Source organism: Luteimonas sp. A501 (assembly GCF_054052085.1).
In genome coordinates, this window is record NZ_JBSVRI010000001.1 from 320,914 (window position 1) to 341,333 (window position 20,420).

Annotated in this window: 18 protein-coding genes and 1 pseudogene; 7 read left to right on the top strand and 12 right to left on the bottom strand. The window is 69.9% G+C overall.

All coding sequences use genetic code 11. The features are described 5' to 3' along the window. Positions 1-68: 68 nt before the first annotated feature. Entirely contained in the window at positions 69-1,604 is a 1,536-nt protein-coding gene (locus ACW7G5_RS01425; RefSeq protein WP_457001188.1) for a hypothetical protein, read from the top strand. A 36-nt stretch (positions 1,605-1,640) separates the two neighbouring features. On the opposite strand, the gene ACW7G5_RS01430 is transcribed toward ACW7G5_RS01425, so the two are convergent. The 5 genes from ACW7G5_RS01430 to ACW7G5_RS01450 form a co-directional block, all read right to left on the bottom strand. After that, positions 1,641-3,302: a 4Fe-4S dicluster domain-containing protein gene (locus ACW7G5_RS01430; RefSeq protein ID WP_457001189.1), complete on the bottom strand. Its 1,662-nt coding sequence runs from the start codon at positions 3,300-3,302 to the stop codon at positions 1,641-1,643. Positions 3,303-3,389: 87 nt separating this feature from the next. After that, positions 3,390-4,031, bottom strand: coding sequence for an ABC-type transport auxiliary lipoprotein family protein (locus tag ACW7G5_RS01435; RefSeq protein WP_457001191.1), 642 nt, complete (start codon positions 4,029-4,031; stop codon positions 3,390-3,392). Further along, entirely contained in the window at positions 4,028-4,954 is a 927-nt protein-coding gene (locus ACW7G5_RS01440) for an MlaD family protein (RefSeq protein ID WP_457001193.1), read from the bottom strand. Before ACW7G5_RS01440 ends, ACW7G5_RS01435 begins: the two co-directional genes overlap by 4 nt. Before the next feature lie 3 nt (positions 4,955-4,957). Further along, complete coding sequence (locus ACW7G5_RS01445) at positions 4,958-5,752, bottom strand: ABC transporter ATP-binding protein (RefSeq protein ID WP_457001195.1); 795 nt, start codon at positions 5,750-5,752, stop codon at positions 4,958-4,960. Beyond that, positions 5,749-6,858, bottom strand: a complete 1,110-nt coding sequence (locus ACW7G5_RS01450) for an MlaE family ABC transporter permease (protein ID WP_457001197.1) — start codon at positions 6,856-6,858, stop codon at positions 5,749-5,751. The genes ACW7G5_RS01445 and ACW7G5_RS01450 overlap by 4 nt, the downstream gene beginning before the upstream one ends. Before the next feature lie 77 nt (positions 6,859-6,935). Here ACW7G5_RS01450 and ACW7G5_RS01455 point away from each other — a divergent pair, with 77 nt between their 5' ends. Then, entirely contained in the window at positions 6,936-8,186 is a 1,251-nt protein-coding gene (locus ACW7G5_RS01455; RefSeq protein ID WP_457001199.1) for a threonine/serine ThrE exporter family protein, read from the top strand. A gap of 72 nt (positions 8,187-8,258) precedes the next feature. Here ACW7G5_RS01455 and ACW7G5_RS01460 read toward each other — a convergent pair. From ACW7G5_RS01460 to ACW7G5_RS01475, 4 genes and pseudogenes are all read right to left on the bottom strand, one after another. Further along, positions 8,259-8,627 (bottom strand): annotated as a pseudogene (locus ACW7G5_RS01460) (H-NS histone family protein); the annotation flags it as partial. Positions 8,628-8,781: 154 nt separating this feature from the next. After that, on the bottom strand, positions 8,782-10,506 hold the full coding sequence (locus tag ACW7G5_RS01465; protein ID WP_457002802.1) for a proline--tRNA ligase: 1,725 nt from the start codon (positions 10,504-10,506) through the stop codon (positions 8,782-8,784). Positions 10,507-10,595: 89 nt separating this feature from the next. Beyond that, entirely contained in the window at positions 10,596-10,874 is a 279-nt protein-coding gene (locus ACW7G5_RS01470; protein ID WP_457001201.1) for a DUF4124 domain-containing protein, read from the bottom strand. A 21-nt stretch (positions 10,875-10,895) separates the two neighbouring features. Then, a complete protein-coding gene (locus ACW7G5_RS01475) occupies positions 10,896-11,282 on the bottom strand; it encodes a DUF4124 domain-containing protein (protein ID WP_457001203.1) in 387 nt (128 codons plus the stop codon). A gap of 134 nt (positions 11,283-11,416) precedes the next feature. Between ACW7G5_RS01475 and pssA the strand changes: the two genes are divergently transcribed. From pssA to rimI, 3 genes are read left to right on the top strand one after another with little or no spacing between them, the layout of a single operon-like run. Continuing rightward, the gene (gene pssA / locus ACW7G5_RS01480; protein WP_457001205.1) at positions 11,417-12,190 is read left to right on the top strand and encodes a CDP-diacylglycerol--serine O-phosphatidyltransferase; all 774 of its coding nucleotides are present in this window, start codon (positions 11,417-11,419) and stop codon (positions 12,188-12,190) included. A gap of 5 nt (positions 12,191-12,195) precedes the next feature. Beyond that, the gene (locus ACW7G5_RS01485) at positions 12,196-12,462 is read left to right on the top strand and encodes a hypothetical protein (RefSeq protein ID WP_457001206.1); all 267 of its coding nucleotides are present in this window, start codon (positions 12,196-12,198) and stop codon (positions 12,460-12,462) included. Further along, positions 12,459-12,950 (top strand): ribosomal protein S18-alanine N-acetyltransferase, encoded by a 492-nt coding sequence (gene rimI, locus ACW7G5_RS01490; protein WP_457001207.1) that lies wholly within the window; start codon positions 12,459-12,461, stop codon positions 12,948-12,950. Before ACW7G5_RS01485 ends, rimI begins: the two co-directional genes overlap by 4 nt. Before the next feature lie 129 nt (positions 12,951-13,079). On the opposite strand, the gene ACW7G5_RS01495 is transcribed toward rimI, so the two are convergent. The 3 genes from ACW7G5_RS01495 to ACW7G5_RS01505 form a co-directional block, all read right to left on the bottom strand. Continuing rightward, on the bottom strand, positions 13,080-15,923 hold the full coding sequence (locus ACW7G5_RS01495; protein ID WP_457001209.1) for a valine--tRNA ligase: 2,844 nt from the start codon (positions 15,921-15,923) through the stop codon (positions 13,080-13,082). Between the two features lie 43 nt (positions 15,924-15,966). Then, positions 15,967-16,407 (bottom strand): DNA polymerase III subunit chi, encoded by a 441-nt coding sequence (locus tag ACW7G5_RS01500; protein WP_457001211.1) that lies wholly within the window; start codon positions 16,405-16,407, stop codon positions 15,967-15,969. A gap of 72 nt (positions 16,408-16,479) precedes the next feature. Further along, complete coding sequence (locus tag ACW7G5_RS01505) at positions 16,480-17,964, bottom strand: leucyl aminopeptidase (RefSeq protein ID WP_457001213.1); 1,485 nt, start codon at positions 17,962-17,964, stop codon at positions 16,480-16,482. 142 nt (positions 17,965-18,106) lie between these two features. On the opposite strand from ACW7G5_RS01505, the gene lptF reads away from it, so the two are divergent. Both lptF and lptG read left to right on the top strand, forming a co-directional pair. Continuing rightward, positions 18,107-19,204 (top strand): LPS export ABC transporter permease LptF, encoded by a 1,098-nt coding sequence (gene lptF, locus ACW7G5_RS01510; RefSeq protein ID WP_457001214.1) that lies wholly within the window; start codon positions 18,107-18,109, stop codon positions 19,202-19,204. Continuing rightward, positions 19,201-20,310 carry an LPS export ABC transporter permease LptG gene (gene lptG, locus ACW7G5_RS01515; protein ID WP_457001216.1) on the top strand — a complete coding sequence of 370 codons (1,110 nt, stop codon included), beginning with the start codon at positions 19,201-19,203 and terminating at the stop codon, positions 20,308-20,310. The genes lptF and lptG overlap by 4 nt, the downstream gene beginning before the upstream one ends. Positions 20,311-20,420: the final 110 nt, after the last annotated feature.

The following is a 20,420-nucleotide window of genomic DNA, read 5'->3' on the forward strand; positions in this document are numbered from 1 at the left end:
CAAGGCTGGCGCGGCCGGCCCGTATCGCCTGCGCCCTATAATCCGGGCACGTCGCCAAGGGGGAGCCAGTGCTGTCGATCCTTCCACGATCCGCGTCCCGCGGAGCTTGGCTGCACGCTGCAACATGGCTGCTGGTGCTGCTGGCGCTGGGCAATGCCGCGCTGCACCTGGTTGCCGTGTGCCGCCCGCTGATCAGCTCCGACAACTGGTGGTTGCTGGATCCATTCCTGCGCAAGGCGGTCGAGGGCAACCTCGGGCTCGGCGACTTCCTGGTCAAACGCGTCGGGGTCGATCATGCCCAGCCGCTGGGCAAGCTGGTGGTGTGGCTGAACTATCGGCTGTGGGACCTGGATTTCGTATACGAGGGATTGATTGCGCTCGGGTTCGCGCTGGCAGGGCTGCTGGTGCTGTACCGCTTCGTGCTGGCCGACGCGCCTGCATCGCGGCCGGTGGCCGCCCACCTGCTGTTCGCCGCGATCGCTGCCGTGTACCTCTCGCTGAACACCTCGATGATCTACGTCTATTCGATGGTGACGCTGTGGTTCTCGCTGTACATGTTCGTGTTCATGGCCATGTACGCGGCCTGGCATGCGATGGCACGCGGAAAGGTCGGGCCGCTGGCAGTGGTGATGGCCGTGTACGGCATTGTGGGCGACGATTCCGCGATCATGCTCGGCGTGGCGCTTTCCATCGCACTGCTGCTGCAGGGGTGGCGCGACGGCACGATGCGGCGCGCCTGGGCTGCGATCGCGGTCATTGCCGCCATGCTGCTGCTGTGTCGTGGGGTGTACCTGGTGGCCGGTACCTTTTCAGGCGCTACCGATCCGGAGTTCAGCGCATCGATTGGCGCACGCCTTTCGGGGCTGTGGGCGCAGCGCGCCGACGCCTGGGCCTGGTGGGCGATCCCGGCGTCGTCGGGAATCGCCGGTATCGGTGCGCTCAAACAGCTGTTCGGCGAGCATTGGCAGGTCGTCCGCACGCTGCTTGCGGTGCCGCTGCTGGCCGCGCACGCCTGGTTCTGGTGGCTGGCCTTGCGCCTGCGGCCGCGCGCGGCCTGGTTCGCGGCGGTGGCGCTCATGCTGCTGTACTACGCCCACGTGGCGGGGCTCTTGTTGAGCCGCGTGTTCCTACGCGGCACCGCTTATCTCGAACAGCCGCGATACATCAGCTTCTATCAGTTGGGCATCGTCGCGCTGCTGCTGATGGCGATTGCAGGCGTGCTGGCGGCACGGGACGGCGGCTCCCGCCGCTTCTGGCCGCCGCTCCTGGCAACGGTCCTTGCGACGGCACTGATGGTGCTGCAGCTGCCGCTGACGCAGCTGGCGTCCGGGCGGGTGCAGAGCCTTGAGGCATCGAACGCGCGGCAGGCGGCGGCCATCGCGGCGGTCGCGCGCGACCCGGTGCAGCCGCCGCGCGAATGCACGCTGATGGTTTGCCGGCTGCCGGAAGAGAAGCGCGTCGCCTGGATGGACCTGCTGGTCGAACACCGCCTGAGCTTGTTTTCGCCGCGCTTCCAGGCGCGGCATCCGCGGCTGGCTGAAGCGGCGTCGCTCGCCGGACCCGACGACGGATCCGACAGCGCAGCCGGCAGGTCCACCGACTGAGGCGGCGGTGCGGCTGGCGGATCCGCTCCGCTCGCCTCAGAGATTCTGGTAGTTCGGCCCCGAGCCGCCTTCCGGCGTCACCCAGGTGATGATCTCGTACGGATCCTTGATGTCGCAGGTCTTGCAGTGCACGCAGTTGGCGGCGTTGATCTGCAGCCGCTTGCCGGTCCCTGCGGGGCCGTCGGGGTCGTCGACGATCTCGTACACGCCGACCGGACAGAAGCGCGTGCAGGGGTTGCCGTATTCCTCGGTGCAGCGGGTCACGCAGACCTCGGTGTCGTGCACCAGCAAGTGCACGGGCTGGTCTTCGTCGTGCTCGGTGGCGGCGAAGTAGACGCCGGCCAGGCGGTCGCGCGGAGGCAGTTCGCGCTGTCCCCAGTCGCGTTCGGGCTGCACGCGCGTGCCGAGTTTGTCGAGCGATGACCAGTCCGGGGTGACCTTGAGCGTCCACGGCGTATGGCCGCCAACGGCGGTCTCCAGCGCGGCGTTGGCCAGCCCGAACCACAGCCCTTTCTTGAAGCCGGGCTTGATGTTGCGCACGGCGCGCAGCTCGCGCATGGCGTCGGAATCGCGCAGTTTGGCGTCATAACCTTCCGGCGCCAGCTCGCCTGCGGCCAGGTGTTCGGCGGCCAGCATGCCGCTGCGGATCGCCTGGTGGGTGCCCTTGATCTTGGGCACGTTGAGGAGCCCCGCGGTGTCGCCGATCAGCAATGCGCCGGGCATCTCCACCTTTGGCAACGACTGCCAGCCGCCGCTGACGATGGCGCGCGCGCCGGCGGAGAGGATGCTGCCGCCCTCGAGCAGCGGCTTCACCGTGGGATGGTTCTTCCACTGCTGGAACGCCTCCCAGGGCTTGTAGTCGGGGTCGCGGTAGTCGAGGCCGCTGACGTAGCCCAGCGCGACCTGGTCGTTGTCGAGGTGGTAGAGGAAGCTGCCGCCGTAGGTGGCGTTGTCGGCCGGCCAGCCCAGTGAATGCACGATCCTGCCGGGTTGCGCACGGCCGGCAGGCAGCTGCCAGAGCTCCTTGATGCCGATCGAGTAGGCCTGGGGGTCGCTGTCGGCATCGAGCTTGAAGCGCTTCACCAGGCGCTTGGTCAGGTGTCCGCGCGCGCCCTCGGCGAGCACGGTGACTTTCGCGTGGATGTCGATGCCGGCGGTATAGCCCGGCTTCTGCGAGCCGTCGCGGGCGACGCCCATGTCGCCGATGCGCACGCCGATGACCTTGCCATCGTCGGCGTGCAGGGTCTGCGCGGCGGCAAAGCCCGGGTAGATTTCCACGCCCAGGGCTTCCGCCTGCGGAGCAAGCCATGCACACATGGCGCCCAGGCTGACGATGAAGTTGCCGTGGTTGCGCATGCCCGGGGGCACGATCGGGAACTTGCGGCCGCCATCCTTCGTCAGGTACCAGAGCTCGTCTTCGGCGGCGGGGATGCAGACCGGGGGCGGGTTGTCGCGCCAGCCGGGGAGCAGAGCGTCCAGCGGCTCGGGTTCGATCACCGCGCCCGACAGGATGTGGGCGCCGATGGTGCTCGACTTCTCGATCACGCAGACCGAGATGTCCGGGTTGACCTGCTTGAGCCGGATCGCGAACGCCAGGCCAGCAGGGCCGGCGCCGACGGTGACGACGTCGTACTCCATGACGTCGCGCTCGGGCTCGGGTACCTCGACGGTGGCATTGGGATCTGCTTGCGGATTCATGCGGGCGGCCCGTGTGGTGATGCACGGATTGTCGCGGCTGCGCGCGCAGGCGGCAAACGCGCCCTGTAGGAGCAGCTATAACTGCTCCTACTGTGGGAGCGTGTTTGCGTGGGCTTCGCCGGCTTCCAGCGTCCAGGCGGCGACGTCGCGGCCCAGGGCCTCCAGTGCGCGGGTGTAGGCCTCGGCGACGCTGGCCACGTCGGTGGCGGCGGCGGGTTCGGCGATGGTGAAGGTGCGGGTTGCGGCGATGCCCTGCGCGCGCGCATGCAGCAGCTTTGCGTGCAGTTCGATGGTGGCGCGGGGCACGGTGCCGCCGGCATAGTCGGCTTCGAAGCGGCGCAGGTCCAGCAGCAGCCGGTAGTCAGGCGCGATGCCGCTGCCGCGGCGGGCCACGCCGGGCGCGTGCCCGGAATCCTCCAGCGTGCGCAGGATCACTTGCTCGACCATGTCCGAGGGCGCACGCGCCCAGCTGGCGCCGCCGTAGACCTGGAGCTCGCCCGGCGTGGGCCGCACCGCGATGCGGAAGGTGTCGACGGTGCGCGCCGCCGTTGGCGGATTGATCGAAAGCTGCCAGTCCACGTGTGGCCACGACGGGTCGGCAGCGACCCGCGGGTCGGGCGCGAAGATCGCGCCGCGTTCGCGCTCGCCGCCGCCGAGGATGGAGCAGGCGCCCAGTGCCAGCGCTACCGCAATGAGGGCGCCACGGGCGAGGAGGGTGGTCGGCTTCATTCGGGTTCGAACTCCTTGGGTGCGTCGCGGCCAAGCAGGTAGCGCGTCGGGTTGGAATCGAAGCGGTCGCTGATCCGGCGCAGGTCGCGCACCAGCGAGCGCAGCTCGCCCAGCGTGGGCCCGAGCTGGGCCAGGCCGTCGTTGGCGAAGCTGTTGATGGCGTTGCGGTTCTCGCCCAGGATCGCGTCGGCGCTGCCGGCGGCGGAATCGACCCGTGCCAGCGTGGATTCCAGCTGCGCGACCATGCCCGGCAGCTTCTGGACCAGCTCGCGGTCGATCCCGGACATGGCGCGGTTGGAGGTCTCCACCGCCTCGATCAGCTTCTCGCTGGCCACGCGGGTGTTGGTGATCAGCGCGGCCAGGTCTTCGCGCTGGCCGGCGACCGCGCCGGTCATGCCTTCGATGTGCTCGAGCGTGTTGGCGATGCGCTCCACGTTCGCTTCGCTCAGCACCTGGTCCAGGCGCGCCACCAGGCGGTTGGCGGTGTCGGCGATGTTCTGCAGCGCCGAGGCCTCGGTCAGGATCACCGGGACGTCGTCCTTGTCCTGCGGCAGCAGCCGCGGTGCGTCCGGGCTGCCGCCGGTGAGCTGGATGAAGGGCGCGCTGGTGAGGCCGGCGATCGACATCTTGGCGCGTGTGTCGACCTTCACAGGGACGTCGGCATGGACCCGGATCCGCGCCACCACGCGGCGCGGATCCTGCGGCGCCAGCGAAAGCGAGTCCACCGTGCCGACCGCGATGCCGTTGTATTGCACCGTGCCGCCTTCGGTCAGGCCGGTGACCGGCTCGTCGAACACGACGTGGTAGGCCTGCCAGTTGCGGTCGCTGGAATATTTCGCCGCCCACAGCCCGAACAGCAGCATGGCCACCGCCACCGCCAGGGTGAAGGCGCCGATGAGGATGTAGTTGGCCTTGGTTTCCATCGATCAGGGCTCCACGGCGGCGCGTTGGCCCGCCTCTCGTGCCGCGCGGCCGCGCGGGCCATTGAAGTATTCCTGCACCCAGGGGTGGTCGAGGCGCTGGATGTCCCCGATGGTGCCGGTGGCCACCACTTTCCTGTCGGCGATCACCGCCACGCGGTCGCAGATAGCGTACAGCGTGTCCAGATCGTGGGTGATGATGAACACCGTCAGCCCGAGCGCCTGGCGCAGGGTGAGGATGAGGTGGTCGAAGGCCGCGGCGCCGATCGGATCCAGGCCCGCGGTGGGTTCGTCCAGGAACAGCAGCGGCGGGTCCAGCGCCAGCGCGCGGGCCAGCCCGGCGCGCTTGCGCATGCCGCCGGAGAGCTGCGAGGGCAGCTTGTCGATCGCGTCCGCCGGCAGTCCAGAGAGCTTGACCTTGAGCAGGGCCAGCTCGCGGCGGAGGCCGTCCGGCAGCCCGGGATGGTGCTCTTTCAGCGGCACTTCGACGTTCTCGCCCACGCTCAGCGACGAGAACAGCGCGCCGTCCTGGAACAGCACGCCGGTGTTGCGCTCGATGTGCAGCCGGCTGGTGGCGTTGTCGGCGCGGGCATCCACGCCGAGGACTTCGATCATGCCGGCGTTGGGCGTGCGCAGGCCGATGATCGAACGCATCAGCACCGATTTGCCGCTGCCCGAACCGCCGACCACGCCGATGATCTCGCCCTGGCGCACGTCCAGGTCAAGGCCGTCATGGACCACCTGCGCACCGAAGCGGTTGACCAGCCCGCGCACGCGGACGATGGCGTCGTCGGCGCTCACCAGCCCACCTGCATGTACCAGATCGCGGCCGCTGCATCGAGCAGGATCACCAGCGAGATCGTCTGCACCACGCTGGACGTGGTGCGTTCGCCCAGCGACTGTGCGGTGCCCTCCACCTGCAGGCCCTCGAGGCAGCCGATCAGTCCGATCACCAGCGCGAATACCGGCGCCTTCGACATGCCGACGAAGAAGTGCCGCAGTTCGATGGTGTCCTGCAGCCGCACGATGAAGGCCTGCGGCGGGATGCCGACCTCGAACGCGGCCACCGCCATGCCGCCCAGCAGGCCGGAGATCATGGCGATGAAGGTCAGCAGCGGCAGCATCACCAGCAGCGCCAGGATCCGCGGGATCACCAGCAGGTCGATGGGGTCCAGGCCGAGGGCCCGGATCGCATCGACCTCCTCGCGGCTGACCATGACCCCGATCTGCGCGGTGAACGCGCTGGCGGTGCGGCCAGCCAGGAGGATCGCGGTCAGCAGCACGCCGAACTCGCGCAGGAAGGCGAAGCCGACCAGTTCCACCACGAACATCGAGGCGCCGAAGTCGGCCAGGATGGTGGCGCCAAGGAAGGCGATCACCGCGCCGACCATGAACGACAGCAAGGCCACCAGCGGCATCGCATCCAGCCCCACCTGCTCCATGTGGTGCACGGTGGACGTGAGGCGCAGGCGCCGGGGCTGGCGCACGATGCGCCCGATCTTGGCCAGGCTTTCGCCGAAGAAGCTCACCAGCGCCACGATCTCGCGACCGTTGTGGTGCATGGTTTCGCCCAGGCGCGCGAGCGCGGCGGCGACGCCGTATTCGCGGCGCTTCCTCGGGCGGTCGTCGGCGACGTCCTCGATGGCGGCGACCAGGGCCAGGTGGTCCTCGCGGAATCCCAGTGCGTCGTCCGCCAGGCCGCGACGGTGCGCGAAGCGCAACAGCAGCAGCACGCCCATGGTGTCGAGGCGCTCGATGCCGGTGGCATCCACCGTCGCCGCGCCGTCGGGCGCGCCGCCCAGTACCGCCGACACCGCCTCGGCATTGTCGAGCGTCCAGCCTCCCGACAGGCGCAGGGCGTCGCCGTCAAGAGCGAGCGTCGGTGGGCTGGCGTTGGCGGCGGGCATCGGGTGGTGGCGTGGGCTGTCGGCGGAGGACTGCAGGCGAGGATACCGAACACGGAGCGCTGCGCGCGTGCCATCCTTTGCACATGTCGCGCCCGATCCCCCAGGAAGCCTACGCCCCCCGCATCGCCTTCATGGTCGAGTTGGCCGAGCACCTTCATGCCTACGGCACCACGGGCCCGCGCCTGGAAGCGTCGCTGGAGATGGTGGCGGAGAAGCTCGGCCTGGAGTGCGAGCCATGGACCAACCCCACCGGCATGGTGCTGTCCTTCAGCGACCCGATGCGCCCGCCCGGCGACAGCGACACCACGCGCGTGATCCGGATGCCTCCGGGCGAAAACGACCTCGGCCGGCTCTGCGACGTCGACTCCATCGTCGAGGACGTGATTGCCGGCAACGTGGGCCTGGGCGAGGGGCACGCCGCGCTGCGCGCCCTGGACCGCCCGCTGACCGGGCGCCAGAACCTGATGCAGGTGCTTGGATTCGGCATGGTCGCCGCGGGCGTCGCCGGCCTGTTGCGCCTGCCGTGGCTGGATATCGCCACGACGGCGATGGTCGGCCTGGTCATCGGGCTGCTGCAGGTGGCTGCACGCACGCGGCCCCGGCTGCGCGAAGCAGGCGATGCGGTCAGCGCGATGGTCGCCGCGTCGATCACCATCCTGGTGGCGGCCTACGTCGCGCCGCTCAACCTCAACACCGTGATCATTTCAGCGCTGATCGTGCTGATGCCGGGCCTGGCGCTGACCAACGCGGTCAACGAACTGACCAGCCAGCACCTGATGTCCGGCACTGCGCGCTTTTCCGGCGCGGTGGCGACGATGCTGATGCTCACCGTGGGCACGATGGTCGCGCTGGGCGCCGCCGCAATGGTCGGCATCGAGCCGCAGGTACGCGCCTGGCGGCCGCAGCCGGACTGGGTGGAATGGTGCGCGCTGGGGCTCGCCGCGTTCGCGTTCGCGGTGCTGTTCCGCGCCAAGACCCGCGACTACCTGCTGGTGGCCGCCGCCGCCGCCACCGGCTACCTGGTGTCGCGCTTTGCCGGGCAGGCCTGGGGCAGCGAGGTCGGGATCTTCATCTCGGCGCTGGTGATCACCGCCGCGGGCAACGGCTATGCGCGCTGGGCCGGGCGCCCGGGCGCGGTGGTGCGGGTGCCGGGCATCATCCTGATGGTGCCCGGTAGCTCCAGCGTGCGCACGCTGATCACCTCGGTGCAGCAGCAGGACCTGGTCGTCGGCCAGACCGCCGCGCTGGCGGTGGTCAATATCCTGCTGGCGATCGTGGCCGGGCTGATATTCGGCAACCTGCTGCTGCCGGCGCGGCGGAGCCTGTAACGCGACTTTCCTGGGGATCGCCCCCAACTGCTCCGGAGGGGCGGATGGGGGCAATCCCTCGGGAAACCCTTATTTCGCGATCAAGAAATCCTCGCGGGTCTTCCCCTGCGCGACCTGCTCGGCAAGCCAGCGCGGCTGCTTGCCGCGGCCGGTCCAGGTCTGCTCCGGCTGCGCCGGGTTGCGGTACTTCGGCGCGACCTTGATGCCGGTCTTGCGCGGCGCGCGGGTCGACTTTGTTGCGCGCGTGCCGGTGGCGGCTGCGCCGGACGCCGTCCCGAACAGCTCCTCGATCGTGTAGCCCTCGGCGGTCGCGAGAGCCTTCAGGCGCGCCCGCACGGTGGTGATCGGCTTGCGCTTCTTGAGCGTGGTCTTGCGCTTCTTCGCCTTGTTGATCAGCGAGTCGAGTTCCTTCGCCGAGAGGGTGTTCAGGTCGATTGCCATGCTGTCTCCGATTATCTTGCGGGGCGGTGCCGGGATGCGGCGAATCGATGATCATAATCGGCGCGTGGGCGCGCGGCCATTATTTCGCGTGGTCGTATCGATTATCGCGGCGTATACCCGGTGCCGGTCCGCGTCCCGGGAGGGCCGTGAAGCCTCAGGCTGCCAGGCGCGCCAGCAGCGCTTCGCGATCCAGGTTCTCCGACTCCGCCGAGCTGCGCGCACGGTATTCGAAGGTGCCGGCTTCCAGGCCGCGCGCTGAAACCACCACGCGGTGCGGGATCCCGACCAGCTCCATGTCGGCGAACATCGGGCCGGGACGCAGGCCGCGATCGTCCAGCACCACGTCGATGCCCTTCGCCGCGAGTTCGTCGTGCAGCGCGCTGGCGGCCGCGGCCACGGCCGGGTCGTTCTTCGGATTGATGATGCAGACCGCGACCGTCCACGGCGCCATCGCCTCGGGCCAGAGGATCCCGGCGTCGTCGTGGTTCTGTTCGATCGCCGCGGCGACGATGCGCGACACGCCGATGCCGTAGCAGCCCATCATCGGCACCGCGGCCTTGCCGCCGGCGTCGAGCACGGTGCAGCCCATGTCCCGGGCGTACCTGTCGCCGAGCTGGAAGATGTGGCCGACCTCGATGCCGCGCATGATGCGCAGGGTGCCGCCGTCCTCGGCGCGGTCGCCTTCGAGCACGCTGCGGATATCGGCGACAAGGTCCGGCTCCGGCATGTCGCGGCCCCAGTTCACGCCGGCGATGTGCAGGCCGGGGCGGTTTGCGCCGACCACGAAGTCGGCCATCGCGGCGACCTCGACGTCTGCGACCACGCGCACGGGCTTCGCCGGCGCCACCGGGCCCAGGAAGCCCGGCTCGCAGCCCAGGTGATCCAGGATCTCGGCTTCGGTCGCCATGCGGTAGTCGCCCAGGCCGGCGACCTTGGCCAGCTTGATCTCGTTGGCTTCGTGGTCGCCGCGCACCAGCGCCAGCACGAACTGGTCGCGGCCTTCGGCGTCGTGGCCCATCAGCGCGACCGATTTCACCGTGTGCGCAAGCGCGATGCCCATCAGCTCCGCCACCGCCTCGCAGGTCTTCTGCGTCGGGGTATCGATGTCGCGCATCGTCGCGGCCGCGGCCGGGCGCGGACCGGGTGCCGATGCGCGCGCGGTCTCGACGTTGGCGGCATAGCCGGCGGCGTCGTCGCGGCCGGTGTCGGACCAGGCGATCAGGTCCTCGCCGGAGTCGGCCAGCACGTGGAATTCCTGTGAGGCGTCGCCGCCGATCGCGCCGGTATCGGCCAGCACCGCGCGGAAGCGCAGCCCCAGGCGGGTGAAGATGCGGGTGTAGGCGGCGTGCATCTTCGCGTAGGACGCGGCCATGCCCTCGGCGTCGACGTCGAAGGAGTAGGCGTCCTTCATCAGGAACTCGCGCGCGCGCATCACCCCGAAGCGCGGCCGGATCTCGTCGCGGAACTTGGTCTGCATCTGGTAGAAGGTCACCGGCAGCTGCTTGTAGCTGGCCAGCTCCTGGCGCGCGAAGTCGGTGATGACTTCCTCGTGCGTGGGGCCGTAGGCGTACTCGGCGTCCTTGCGGTCGCGGATCTTCAGCAGCTGGCCGCCGAACTTCTCCCAGCGCCCGGTTTCCTCCCAGAGCTCGCGCGGCTGGATCGAGGGCATCAGCATCTCGATCGCGCCGGCGGCGTCCATTTCCTCGCGCACCACGGCCTCGACCCGGCGCAGCACGCGCAGGCCCAGCGGTGTCCAGGTATAGATGCCGGCGGCGAGCTTGCGGATCATCCCCGCCTTGAGCATCAGCTTGTGGCTGATGAGCTCGGCTTCGGCGGGCGTTTCCTTTTCGGTGTGGAGGTGGAACTGCGACAGGCGCATCGGCGGCTTCATCGGTCTGGTGGCGTGGCCGCTGATTGTGCCATGCAGCACGCGCGTCGCCGCCCCAGCCGTGCCCGTCGCCGCCGGGCCTACTGCCTGCGCCCGTCCACTTCGATGCCGTCACGGGGCTGGATGTCGACCTTCTCATAGCGCCGGCCTCGCGGCGGCGGCTCCTGGGTCACCTGCACCACGCCGGCGTCATCGGTCCAGCGATACAGCACCGGGCGCGCGTCCTCGTAATTGGCCGCCGCCGCCTGGTCGGCGCGCTCGCGACGCGCCTCCGCGGCCTCGGGCGCCTCGCGCGAGAACCACCAGGCCACCGCGATCCCGGCGGCGAGGCCGGCGACGATGGCCCAGCGGGTCTGCATGTCGGCGCGCGCCTGGAGCGGTCAGGGCGTGCAGTAGGCCTTGACCGCGGCCTGGGCCAGCTCAAGCTGGCTGGTGCGCTGGTCGGCGTCGAGCACGGTGTCGGGCGTGCCGTCGCCGTCGGTGTCCTGCATCACGTTGCCCTCGCCCTCGAGCGCGGCGATGTTGGCGCGCGCGGCGGTGCAGTTTGAATTCTCCGCCGCGGCAACCGGTTCGGACGACGTGGTCGGCGCAGCGGCGCCGGTCGAGGTGATCAGGCGGTGTTCGTAGCTGCCCTTGTCCGGTGGCGTCTGCGAGTAGTGGGTGACGCCGTTGGCGTCCTTCCACTGGAAGACCTCGCCGGCGGTCTGCTGGGCGAAGGCCGGGCTGGCGGCGATCACCAGGATGGCGCCGAGGACGATGCGGTGCATGTGGAACTCCTGCCTTGGAGGGCGATGACCCGCGATTGCAGCACCGGGGCGTCGGCGGCGCAAGCGGCGGAGCGCGGTTGTGTGACCGCGCGGCGCGCCGCGGCAGCGGCCGCGGCGGCGGTACACTTGCGGTCATGGACCCGAATCCCCAGCCGCCGCGCCGCGCCCGCGGTATCTACCTGCTGCCGAACCTGTTCACCACCGGCGGCCTGTTCGCGGGCTTCTTCGCGATCATCGCCGCGTCGCAGGGGCGGATCGAGGCGGCGTGCATCGCGATCTTCGTGTCCGCGATCCTCGACGGCCTCGACGGCCGCGTCGCGCGCCTGACCAATACCCAGAGCGACTTCGGCATGCAATACGACTCGCTGGCCGACCTGGTGAGCTTCGGCATGGCCCCGGCGCTGGTGATGTACCACTGGTCGCTGGTGGCGATGAAGCTCGACGGCAGCACCCTGGGCAAGGTCGGCTGGCTGGCGGCGTTCCTGTACGCGGCCTGCGCCGCATTGCGCCTGGCGCGCTTCAACAGCCAGGTGGGCACGGTCGACAAGCGCTGGTTCATCGGCCTGGCCAGCCCTGCCGCCGCCGGCATCGTGGCCAGCTCGGTGTGGACCATGCACAGCCTGGATCTGAGCGGTGAGTCGATGCGCTACGTCGCGCTGGCGATCACGGTGCTGAGCGGCCTGTTGATGGTCAGCATGTTCCGCTACACCAGCTTCAAGGGCAGCGGCAGCGGGCCGGGTGCCGACCGGGTGCCGTTTTTCTCCACGCTGTTGATCGTGGCGGCGCTGATCGCGCTGTGGATCGATCCGCCGAAAACGCTGCTCACGGTGCTCGGCATCTACGCGCTGTCGGGCCCGGTGACGTGGCTGTGGCGCCTGCGCGGCCGCCGCGGCGCGCGCGCGGAGTGAACGCGGTGGCCTTGGATCCCTGGCAACGCGACGTGCTGGAGGCGCTGGGCCACCAGGTCTACGCGCGTGCGCCGCGGGCGGAAGACCTGGTGCCCGATGATCCGCTGGCCCATGCGCTGCTGCGCGCGGCCGGGCGCGGGCCCGACTCCGCCGGCGCCGCCGAGCTGCTGCGCAGCCTGCCGCCTCTGGCCGCGCTGCGTGCCGATCCCGCCGCCAAGCGCGCGCTGTGGCCGCAGCTGCGCGGCCTGCGACGCGGGGCCGTGCCGGGATGAGCGCGGTGGTGGTGGCCGACGCGGCGCAGCGTCCGGTCATGCGGCCGATGCGCATCGAAGACCTCGATGCGGTGATGGTGGTCGAGCTCCGTGCCTATCCGTACCCGTGGTCGATCGGCATCTTCCGCGACTGCCTGTTCGCGGGATATCCGGCCTGGGTGCTGCTTGAAGGCGGCGCCTTCATAGGCCACGGCGTACTCAGCGTGGCCGCCGACGAGGCCCACGTGCTCAACATCTGCATCGACCCCGCGCGCCAGGGGCGCGGCCACGGCCGCTGGCTGCTGCGCGCGATGGTGGAGGCCGCGCGCGGGCGCGGCGCCTGCCGGGTGTTCCTGGAAGTGCGGCCGTCGAATCCGGCAGCCATCGCCCTGTACGAGGACGAAGGCTTCAACGAAATCGGCCGCCGCCCGCGTTATTACCCGGCCGACAAGGGCCGCGAAGATGCGATCGTGATGGCGATGGAGCTGTTGGACTTCACCGGGCTGTAGGAGCAGCTATAGCTGCGACCCCCGCGAATCGGTTGCCCTCACGGACCACGGCGAAAACCGGTCGCGGCTATAGCCGCTCCTACAGTGGCTGCCGCAGGTGGCCGGCGGCACCGGCGGCGGCAGCATCGGTCAGAGGCGCGCGCGCTGGGCGGCGAGGGCTTCGTGCTGGGCGGTCCAGTCGGCCAGGCGGGTGCGCTCCTGTTCGACCACGGCGGCGGGGGCGTTGGCGACGAAGGTTTCGCTGGCCAGCTTGCCTTTCGATTTCGCCAGCTCGCCGGCCACGCGCTTGATCTCTTTGTCCAGGCGCGCGCGCTCGGCGTCGAGGTCGACCAGGCCTTCCAGCGGCACGAACAGCTTCAGTTCGCCGACGAGCGCAGCGGCGGCCGGCGGCGGGTCGCCGCTGATCGACTCGATGCCTTCGATCCGGGTAAGGAAGCCAAGCTGCGACGAGAATCGCGCGAGGCGGTCGGCGTCCGCGGTGCTGCCGCCCGACACCAGCAGGCGAACGGACTTGCCCGGCGACACGCCGAGTTCGCTGCGAATGCGGCGCAGCGCGGAGACCATGGCCTTGAGCCATTCGACGTCGGCGGCGGCGTCGGCATGGTCCTGGCCGGCGAAGTCGGCCGCCCGCGGATAGGCGCGCGTCATGATGCTGCCGCCTTCGATGCCCAGGCGCGGCGCGACCTGCTGCCACAGCTCCTCGGTGACGAAGGGCGTGAGCGGGTGCAGCAGGCTGAGCAGGCGCTCGAGCACGTGCAGCAGGGTGTGACGGGTGCTCGCGGCAGCCGCGGCATCGCTGCCGTTGAGCGCGGGCTTGGCCAGCTCGACGAACCAGTCGCAGTACTCGTGCCATGCGAACTCGTACAGGCACTGCGCAAGCAGGTCGAAGCGGTAGCTGGCGAAGTGGGACTCGGCCGCGGTGGCGACGGCGGCAAGGCGCGAGAGGATCCACTTCTCGGGAGCGGTCACGGGCTGCGGCGCGCCCGTGAGCAGGCCGGCGTCGCCGGTGTTCATCAGCACGAAGCGGGTGGCGTTCCAGAGCTTGTTGCAGAAATTCTTGTAGCCCTCGGCGCGGGCCAGATCGAACTTGATGTCGCGGCCGGGGCCGGCGAGCGCGGCCATGGTGAAGCGCAGCGCGTCGGCGCCGAAGGCGGGGATGCCTTCGGGGAATTCCTTGCGCGTGGCCTTCTCGATCTTCGGCGCGTCCTTGGGCTTCATCAGCCCGGTGGTGCGCTTGGCGACCAGCGCTTCGAGCGTGATGCCGTCGATGATGTCGATCGGGTCGAGGATGTTGCCCTTCGACTTCGACATCTTCTGGCCGTCCTTGTCGCGCACCAGGCCGGTCATGTAGACGTCGCGGAACGGCGCGCGCCCGGTCAGCTGGTCGGTCAGCATGACCATGCGCGCGACCCAGAAGAAGATGATGTCGAAGCCGGTGACCAGCACGCTCGACGGCACGAAGTCGTCGAAGCCGCGCTCGCGCATGGTGTCGGCGTCGGGCCAACCCATGGTGCTCATCGGCCAGATGCCGGACGAGAACCAGGTCTCGAGCACGTCGTCGTCCTGGCGCAGCGCGACGTCGGCACCGAGGCCGCTGCGCGCGCGCGCGTCGGCTTCGTCGCGGCCGACGTGGGCGTTGCCGGCGTCGTCGTACCACGCCGGGATGCGGTGGCCCCACCAGAGCTGGCGGCTGATGCACCAGTCCTGGATGTTCTCCATCCAGTGGCGGTAGGTGTTGATCCAGTTCGGCGGCACGAAGCGGATGTCGGGTTCGCCGCCGTCGCGGCCCTCGAAGCGCTCGAGCCCGCGCGCGGCCAGCGTGTCCATGCGCACGAACCACTGGTCGGTGAGCCAGGGCTCGATGGCCTGGCCGGTGCGGTCGCCGCGCGGTACCTGCAATTTGTGCGGCTTCGTCTCGAGCAGCAGCCCGAGTGCTTCGAGGTCCTCAAGCACCGCCTTGCGCGCGACGTAGCGGTCCATGCCGCGGTACTTCTCCGGCGCGTTGTCATTGACCGCGGCGTCGGCCGTGAACAGGTTGATCATCGGCAGGCCATGGCGCTGGCCGACCGCGTAGTCGTTGAAGTCGTGCGCCGGCGTGACCTTGACCACGCCGGTTCCAAACGCGCGGTCAACGTAGGCGTCGGCGATCACGGGCACCTTGCGCCCGGTCAGCGGCAGGGTGACCGCCTTGCCGATGAGGCCCGCATAGCGCGCGTCATCCGGATGCACCATCACCGCGGTGTCGCCGAGCATGGTTTCCGGGCGCGTGGTGGCGACGACGAGGTAGTCGCGGCGTTCGCGCAGGGTTTCGTTGCCGTCGGCGTCGCGTTCGACGTGCTCGTAGCCGGCACCGTCGCCCAGCGGGTAGGCGATCGACCAGAGGAAGCCGTCTTCCTCCTCGTTGAGCACTTCGAGGTCGGAGATCGCGGTCTTCAGCACCGGGTCCCAGTTGACCAGCCGCTGGCCGCGATAGATGAGCCCCTGCTCGTGCAGTTGCAGGAAGGCCTCGACCACGGCCGCCGACGGCGCCGGGTCCATCGTGAACACCTTGCGCGACCAGTCGCCCGACGTGCCCATCCGGCGCATCTGGCGCTCGATGGTGTCGCCGGACTGGCCCTTCCACTCCCACACCTTGTCGATGAAGGCCTCGCGCCCGAGCGAGTCGCGGGTGTCGCTGCTGCCGCTGGCGGCGAGGTTGCGCGACACCACCATCTCGGTGGCGATGCCGGCGTGGTCGCTGCCCATCTGCCACAGGGTGCGGAAGCCGCGCATGCGGTGGTAGCGGATGAGCGCGTCCTGCAGCGTGTGCTGGAACGCGTGTCCCATGTGCAGGGTGCCGGTGACGTTGGGCGGCGGCAGCAGGATCGAATACGCCGGGCCGTCGCCGGCGGGCGCGAACGCACCGCTGGACTCCCACTGCGCATAGAGGCGGGATTCGAAGGACTTGGGGTCGTAGCCGGTGGCGAGGGTCATCGGAGGGCTCTGTGTCGGGGCAGGGTGGGGGCGGGCCCCCGCGTCACATGTCGAATTTCTTCAGGTCGAAGCCGCGCGCCTTGTACTGGGTCCAGCGTGCACGCAGCGGGCCGCGCGCGGATTCGTCGGCCGGGACCACCTCGAGCACGCGCTCGAAGGCGCCCTCGACCGGTGCATCGCGCAGGTTGAGCACCAGGGGACGCAGCGGCACGTCGGTCTCGGGTGGGACGATGAGTACGTCCGCTTCCTCCTCGTCGCCTTCCTCGTCGTCCTCGAAGCCGGCACCGGCGATCTGGTGCGGCACGTAGGCGTCGGGGTCGAACGACCACAGCAGGTCGTCGAGCTGCTCGGCCTGGGCCATGTCGCGGGCCAGCACCAGCATCGGCTGGCCGGCGGCCAGGGCTTTCTTCGCCAGCTCGCAGACCAGCAGCAGGGGCTGGTCGCGGAAGCGGGGCTTGGCAATCAGGTAGAAGTCGGCGCGCATGCTCGGTCCCGGGTCAAAAGCCGGGCCGGGATCGGCTTCCGCGTGCGAAAGCCGGTCCCGGCCGCGTGCGTCTTACTTGGCGGCGGCCTGGTCAAGCAGCCACTGCGACAGCAGGCCGACCGGGCGGCCGGTGGCCAGCCCGTTCTTGCCGCTGTGGCTGGCACTGCCGGCGATGTCGAGGTGCGCCCAGCGCTGGCCCTCGGTGAAGCGCGACAGGAAGCAGCCCGCCGTCACCGCACCGGCCCAGCGGCCGCCGATGTTGTAGACGTCGGCGAAGCTGGAATCGAGCATGGTCTGGTACTCGTCCCACAGCGGCAGGCGCCAGGCGCGGTCGAACACCTCTTCGCCGGCCGCCAGCAGCTCCTGGCCCAGGTCGTCGTGCTTGGTCATCAGGCCGGTGGCGAAGCTGCCCAGGGCGACCATGCAGGCGCCGGTGAGCGTGGCCACGTCGACCAGGGCCTGCGGCTTGAACCGCTCGGCATAGGTCAGCGCGTCGCACAGGATCAGGCGGCCCTCGGCGTCGGTGTTGCCGATCTCGATGGTCTTGCCGGACATGCTGGTGACGATGTCGGAGGGGCGGTAGGAGTTGCCGTCGATCGCGTTCTCGACCGCAGGCACCACCACCACCAGGTTCACGGCCAGGTCCATGCCGGCCGCGGCCACGAACGTGCCCAGCACCGAACCGGCGCCGAGCATGTCGTACTTCATCTCCTCGATGCCGCCCTGGGTCTTCAGGTTCACGCCGCCGGTGTCGAAGGTGATGCCCTTGCCGACCAGCACGTAGGGCTGCGCATCGCCGCCGTTGTTCCACTTCAGCACGATCAGCTTGGGCGCGTTGGCCGAGCCGCGGGCGACCGCCAGCAGCGAGCCCATGCCGAGCTTTTCCATGTCCTCGCGCTCGAGGACCTCGCAGGAGGCCTTGTCGAACTTCGCGGCGAATTCCTGCGCCTGGCTGGCGAGGTAGGCCGGGTTGCAGATGTTCGGCGGCAGGTGGCCGAGCTCGCGCGTGAACTCGACACCCGCGGCGATCGCCTGGCCCTGGGCCAGCGCGGCAGCGTCATTGCCTGCGATGTCGAGGCGCTCGAGGCCCTTTTCGTCGCGCTTCTTGTTCTTCTCGCCCAGGGTCGCGGTGTAGCGATAGGCAGCATGGCCGGCGGCGATGGCGGCCTGGCGGATGGCCCAGGCGGCGTCGCGGCCGGAAACCTCGACCTCGGACAGGGTCAGCAGCGCCGAACGCACCGGACCGGTGCGGAGCGCGCGCACGGCGTCGGCCACGGCCTTCAGGTACTGCGGCACCGCGAACTTCGCCGATTCGCCCAGGCCCACAACCAGCACGCGCGGTGCAGCCACGCCGGGGACGTCGTGCAGCAGCGAGGTGCGGCCGGTGGCACCGCTGATGTCGCCGCGGGCGGCGAGGGCGGACAGGCGGCCGCCGCTGGCCTCGTCAAGGGTGCGGGCGGCGGGCGTCAGGGTCTTGTCGGCGTAGGCGCCGACCACGATGCAGTCGACGTCGGCCGTGGCCGGGGAGGCGCTGTTCAGGGCTAGTTTGAGGGTCATGGGGTCCTGTACTGGGGTTTGGCGTGAAGTGTTCCTTACAATCCGCAGTCCAGAATGCGGCGATGCGCCGCGGCGCCAGCATGCTGGCGCGGCCTGACGGTGTATGGACGAACCCCCGATTCTAATGCAAGGCCGCATACGGATGCCGAAGCTCGACACCTACCTGTTCCGCGAATTCGCCCAATCCACGTTCGCGGCCCTGGTGGTGCTGATGATCGTGAGCCTGGGCGGGGTGTTCGCCGAGGTCCTCGGCGACATCGCCCGCGGCCGCGTCCCGGCGGGGCTGATGCTGTCCCAGCTGGGCCTGCAGGTGCTCAACTACTTGCCGCTGATCCTGCCGCTGGGCCTGATGCTGGGCCTGCTGCTGGCCGTGGGCCGGCTGTACCGCGACTCGGAGATGCCGGTGCTGGTGGCCACCGGCGTCGGCCCGCGGCGGCTGCTGCGGCCGCTGATGATGCTGGTGCTGCCGCTGGTGGCCTTCATCGGCGCCTGTTCGCTGTGGCTGGGCCCCTGGGCCAACGACTACTCCCAGCGCATGGTCGCCGAGGGCAATCGCAACCTGCTGCTGGCCGGACTCGAGGCCGGGCGCTTCGTCGAGCTGCCTGGCGGCAGCGGCGTGGTCTACGTGGGTGCGATGTCCGGCGAGGGCTCGGCCCTGGGCCGGGTCTTCATCTACCGCCAGGACGAGGAGCGCATGGACGTCACCACCGCGCGCAACGGCCGGCTGGCCGTCGACGGCGCCGAGCGCTACCTGGACCTGGGCGAAGGCTTCCGCGTGGAGGGCCCGCTGGCCGAAGGCCTGGATTTCCGGATGATGCGCTACGCGCGCAACGAGATGCGCCTGCCCGATGCCGAAACCCGTCCCGCCGACGAGGATCCCGAGTACGACAGCACCCTGGCGCTGCTGGGCGACTCGCGCCCCGAGGCGCGCGCGCAGCTGCACTACCGCATCGCGCCGCCGCTGCTGGCACTGGCCTTCGCCCTGCTGGCGGTGCCGCTCGCGCGCAGCCCGCCGCGACAGGCCCGCTACGGGCGGATCGCACTCGGATTCCTGGCCTACGTGGTCGGCATCAACCTGATGCTGCTGGGCACCAAGTGGCTGGCCGACGGCAAGATCCCGCTGCAACTGGGACTGTGGTGGCTGGTGTTGCCGCTGCTGGCCGTCGGCACGTGGCTGTATTTCCGTGACGGCCACGTCGGCGTGCCGCGCCGCGCCCGTGGCGTGGGGACGGCGCGATGATGCCGTTCCCGAAGATCCACGACCTCCACGTGGCACGCGTGGTGGTGGTGACCGTGCTGCTGGTCTGGGCGGTGCTGGTCGGGCTGGACGCCGTGCTCGCGGCGGTCGACGAGATCGACAACATGGGCCAGGGCGAGTACGGCTTCGTCAGCGTGCTGACCTACGTCGTCTACAGCCTTCCGCGGCGTGCTTACACCATGTTCCCGACGGCCGCGGTGATCGGCACGCTGATGGGCCTGGGCCAGCTGGCGGCGTCGTCCGAGCTCACCGCGCTGCGTGCCTTGGGCGTGTCGCGGCGCCGGCTGAGCGTTTCGGTGGCGGTGCCGCTGGCCCTGCTGACCGGGGTGATGATGCTCAGCGGCGAGACCCTGGGGCCCGGCGCGCAGCGCAGCGCCGATGCCATGAAGGCCGCCGCGCGCTCCAGCGACATGATCGTGGCGCAGTACTCGGGGCTGTGGGCGCGCGAAGGCAACACCTTCCTCAACGCCCGCGACGGCCGCGAGCGCAGCGAGGGAGACGAGGCCTGGCTTGAGCTCAACGACGTGCGCCTGTTCGAATTCGACAACGACGGCCGGCTGGAGTCGGTCGCCCAGGTCGGCACGGCCGAACACCGCAGCGGCGGCTGGCTGCTGCGTGACGTGCGCCGGGTGACCTTCGAGGAGCGGTCGGTCACCGAGGTCCGCGTCGATGAGGAGCGCTGGGAATCGCAGCTTGATGCGGTGGCGCTCGCGGCCAGCGCGGGTGGTGCCTTCCGGCCGCGCTACATGTCCGCGCGCGACCTGGCCCAGGGCATCGAATACCGCCACCGCAACCGGCTGGACGCCAGCGAATTCGAGGAGCACTACTGGGGGCGCTGGTTCTACCCGGTCAACGTGCTTGCGCTGTGCCTGGCCGCGATGCCCTTTGCGTTCGGCTCACTGCGCAGCGGCGGGCTCGGGCGCAGATTGTTCATCGGCGTGGTGTTCGCGCTCATGTTCTGGATGCTGCAGAACCAGGTCGCCAAGCTGGCGGCGGTCTACGGCTTCGACTACCGGCTGGCTTATGCGATGCCGCCGCTGCTGATGCTGACGGTGTCCTGGCTGCTGTTCCGGCGGCGCAGCGGCTGACTCCGCGGTTGCGCGACAGGGCGCGCCCGTTGGAGAATCCGGCCCGACGCTGCGGGTGTCGGGCCCCGGCCCGCGGTGGGGACGTCTGCGTGGATGGGGCACCACACATG

Coding starts and splice junctions, on each gene's coding strand:
- lptF (WP_457001214.1), top strand. CDS start 18,107: ATGCCGAAGCTCGACACCTACCTGTTCCGCGAATTCGCCCAATCCACG.
- ACW7G5_RS01500 (WP_457001211.1), bottom strand. CDS start 16,407: ATGCGCGCCGACTTCTACCTGATTGCCAAGCCCCGCTTCCGCGACCAG.
- rimI (WP_457001207.1), top strand. CDS start 12,459: ATGAGCGCGGTGGTGGTGGCCGACGCGGCGCAGCGTCCGGTCATGCGG.
- ACW7G5_RS01440 (WP_457001193.1), bottom strand. CDS start 4,954: ATGGAAACCAAGGCCAACTACATCCTCATCGGCGCCTTCACCCTGGCG.
- ACW7G5_RS01465 (WP_457002802.1), bottom strand. CDS start 10,506: ATGCGCCTGTCGCAGTTCCACCTCCACACCGAAAAGGAAACGCCCGCC.
- ACW7G5_RS01505 (WP_457001213.1), bottom strand. CDS start 17,964: ATGACCCTCAAACTAGCCCTGAACAGCGCCTCCCCGGCCACGGCCGAC.
- ACW7G5_RS01450 (WP_457001197.1), bottom strand. CDS start 6,858: ATGCCCGCCGCCAACGCCAGCCCACCGACGCTCGCTCTTGACGGCGAC.
- ACW7G5_RS01430 (WP_457001189.1), bottom strand. CDS start 3,302: ATGAATCCGCAAGCAGATCCCAATGCCACCGTCGAGGTACCCGAGCCC.
- lptG (WP_457001216.1), top strand. CDS start 19,201: ATGATGCCGTTCCCGAAGATCCACGACCTCCACGTGGCACGCGTGGTG.
- pssA (WP_457001205.1), top strand. CDS start 11,417: ATGGACCCGAATCCCCAGCCGCCGCGCCGCGCCCGCGGTATCTACCTG.
- ACW7G5_RS01495 (WP_457001209.1), bottom strand. CDS start 15,923: ATGACCCTCGCCACCGGCTACGACCCCAAGTCCTTCGAATCCCGCCTC.
- ACW7G5_RS01475 (WP_457001203.1), bottom strand. CDS start 11,282: ATGCACCGCATCGTCCTCGGCGCCATCCTGGTGATCGCCGCCAGCCCG.
- ACW7G5_RS01470 (WP_457001201.1), bottom strand. CDS start 10,874: ATGCAGACCCGCTGGGCCATCGTCGCCGGCCTCGCCGCCGGGATCGCG.
- ACW7G5_RS01435 (WP_457001191.1), bottom strand. CDS start 4,031: ATGAAGCCGACCACCCTCCTCGCCCGTGGCGCCCTCATTGCGGTAGCG.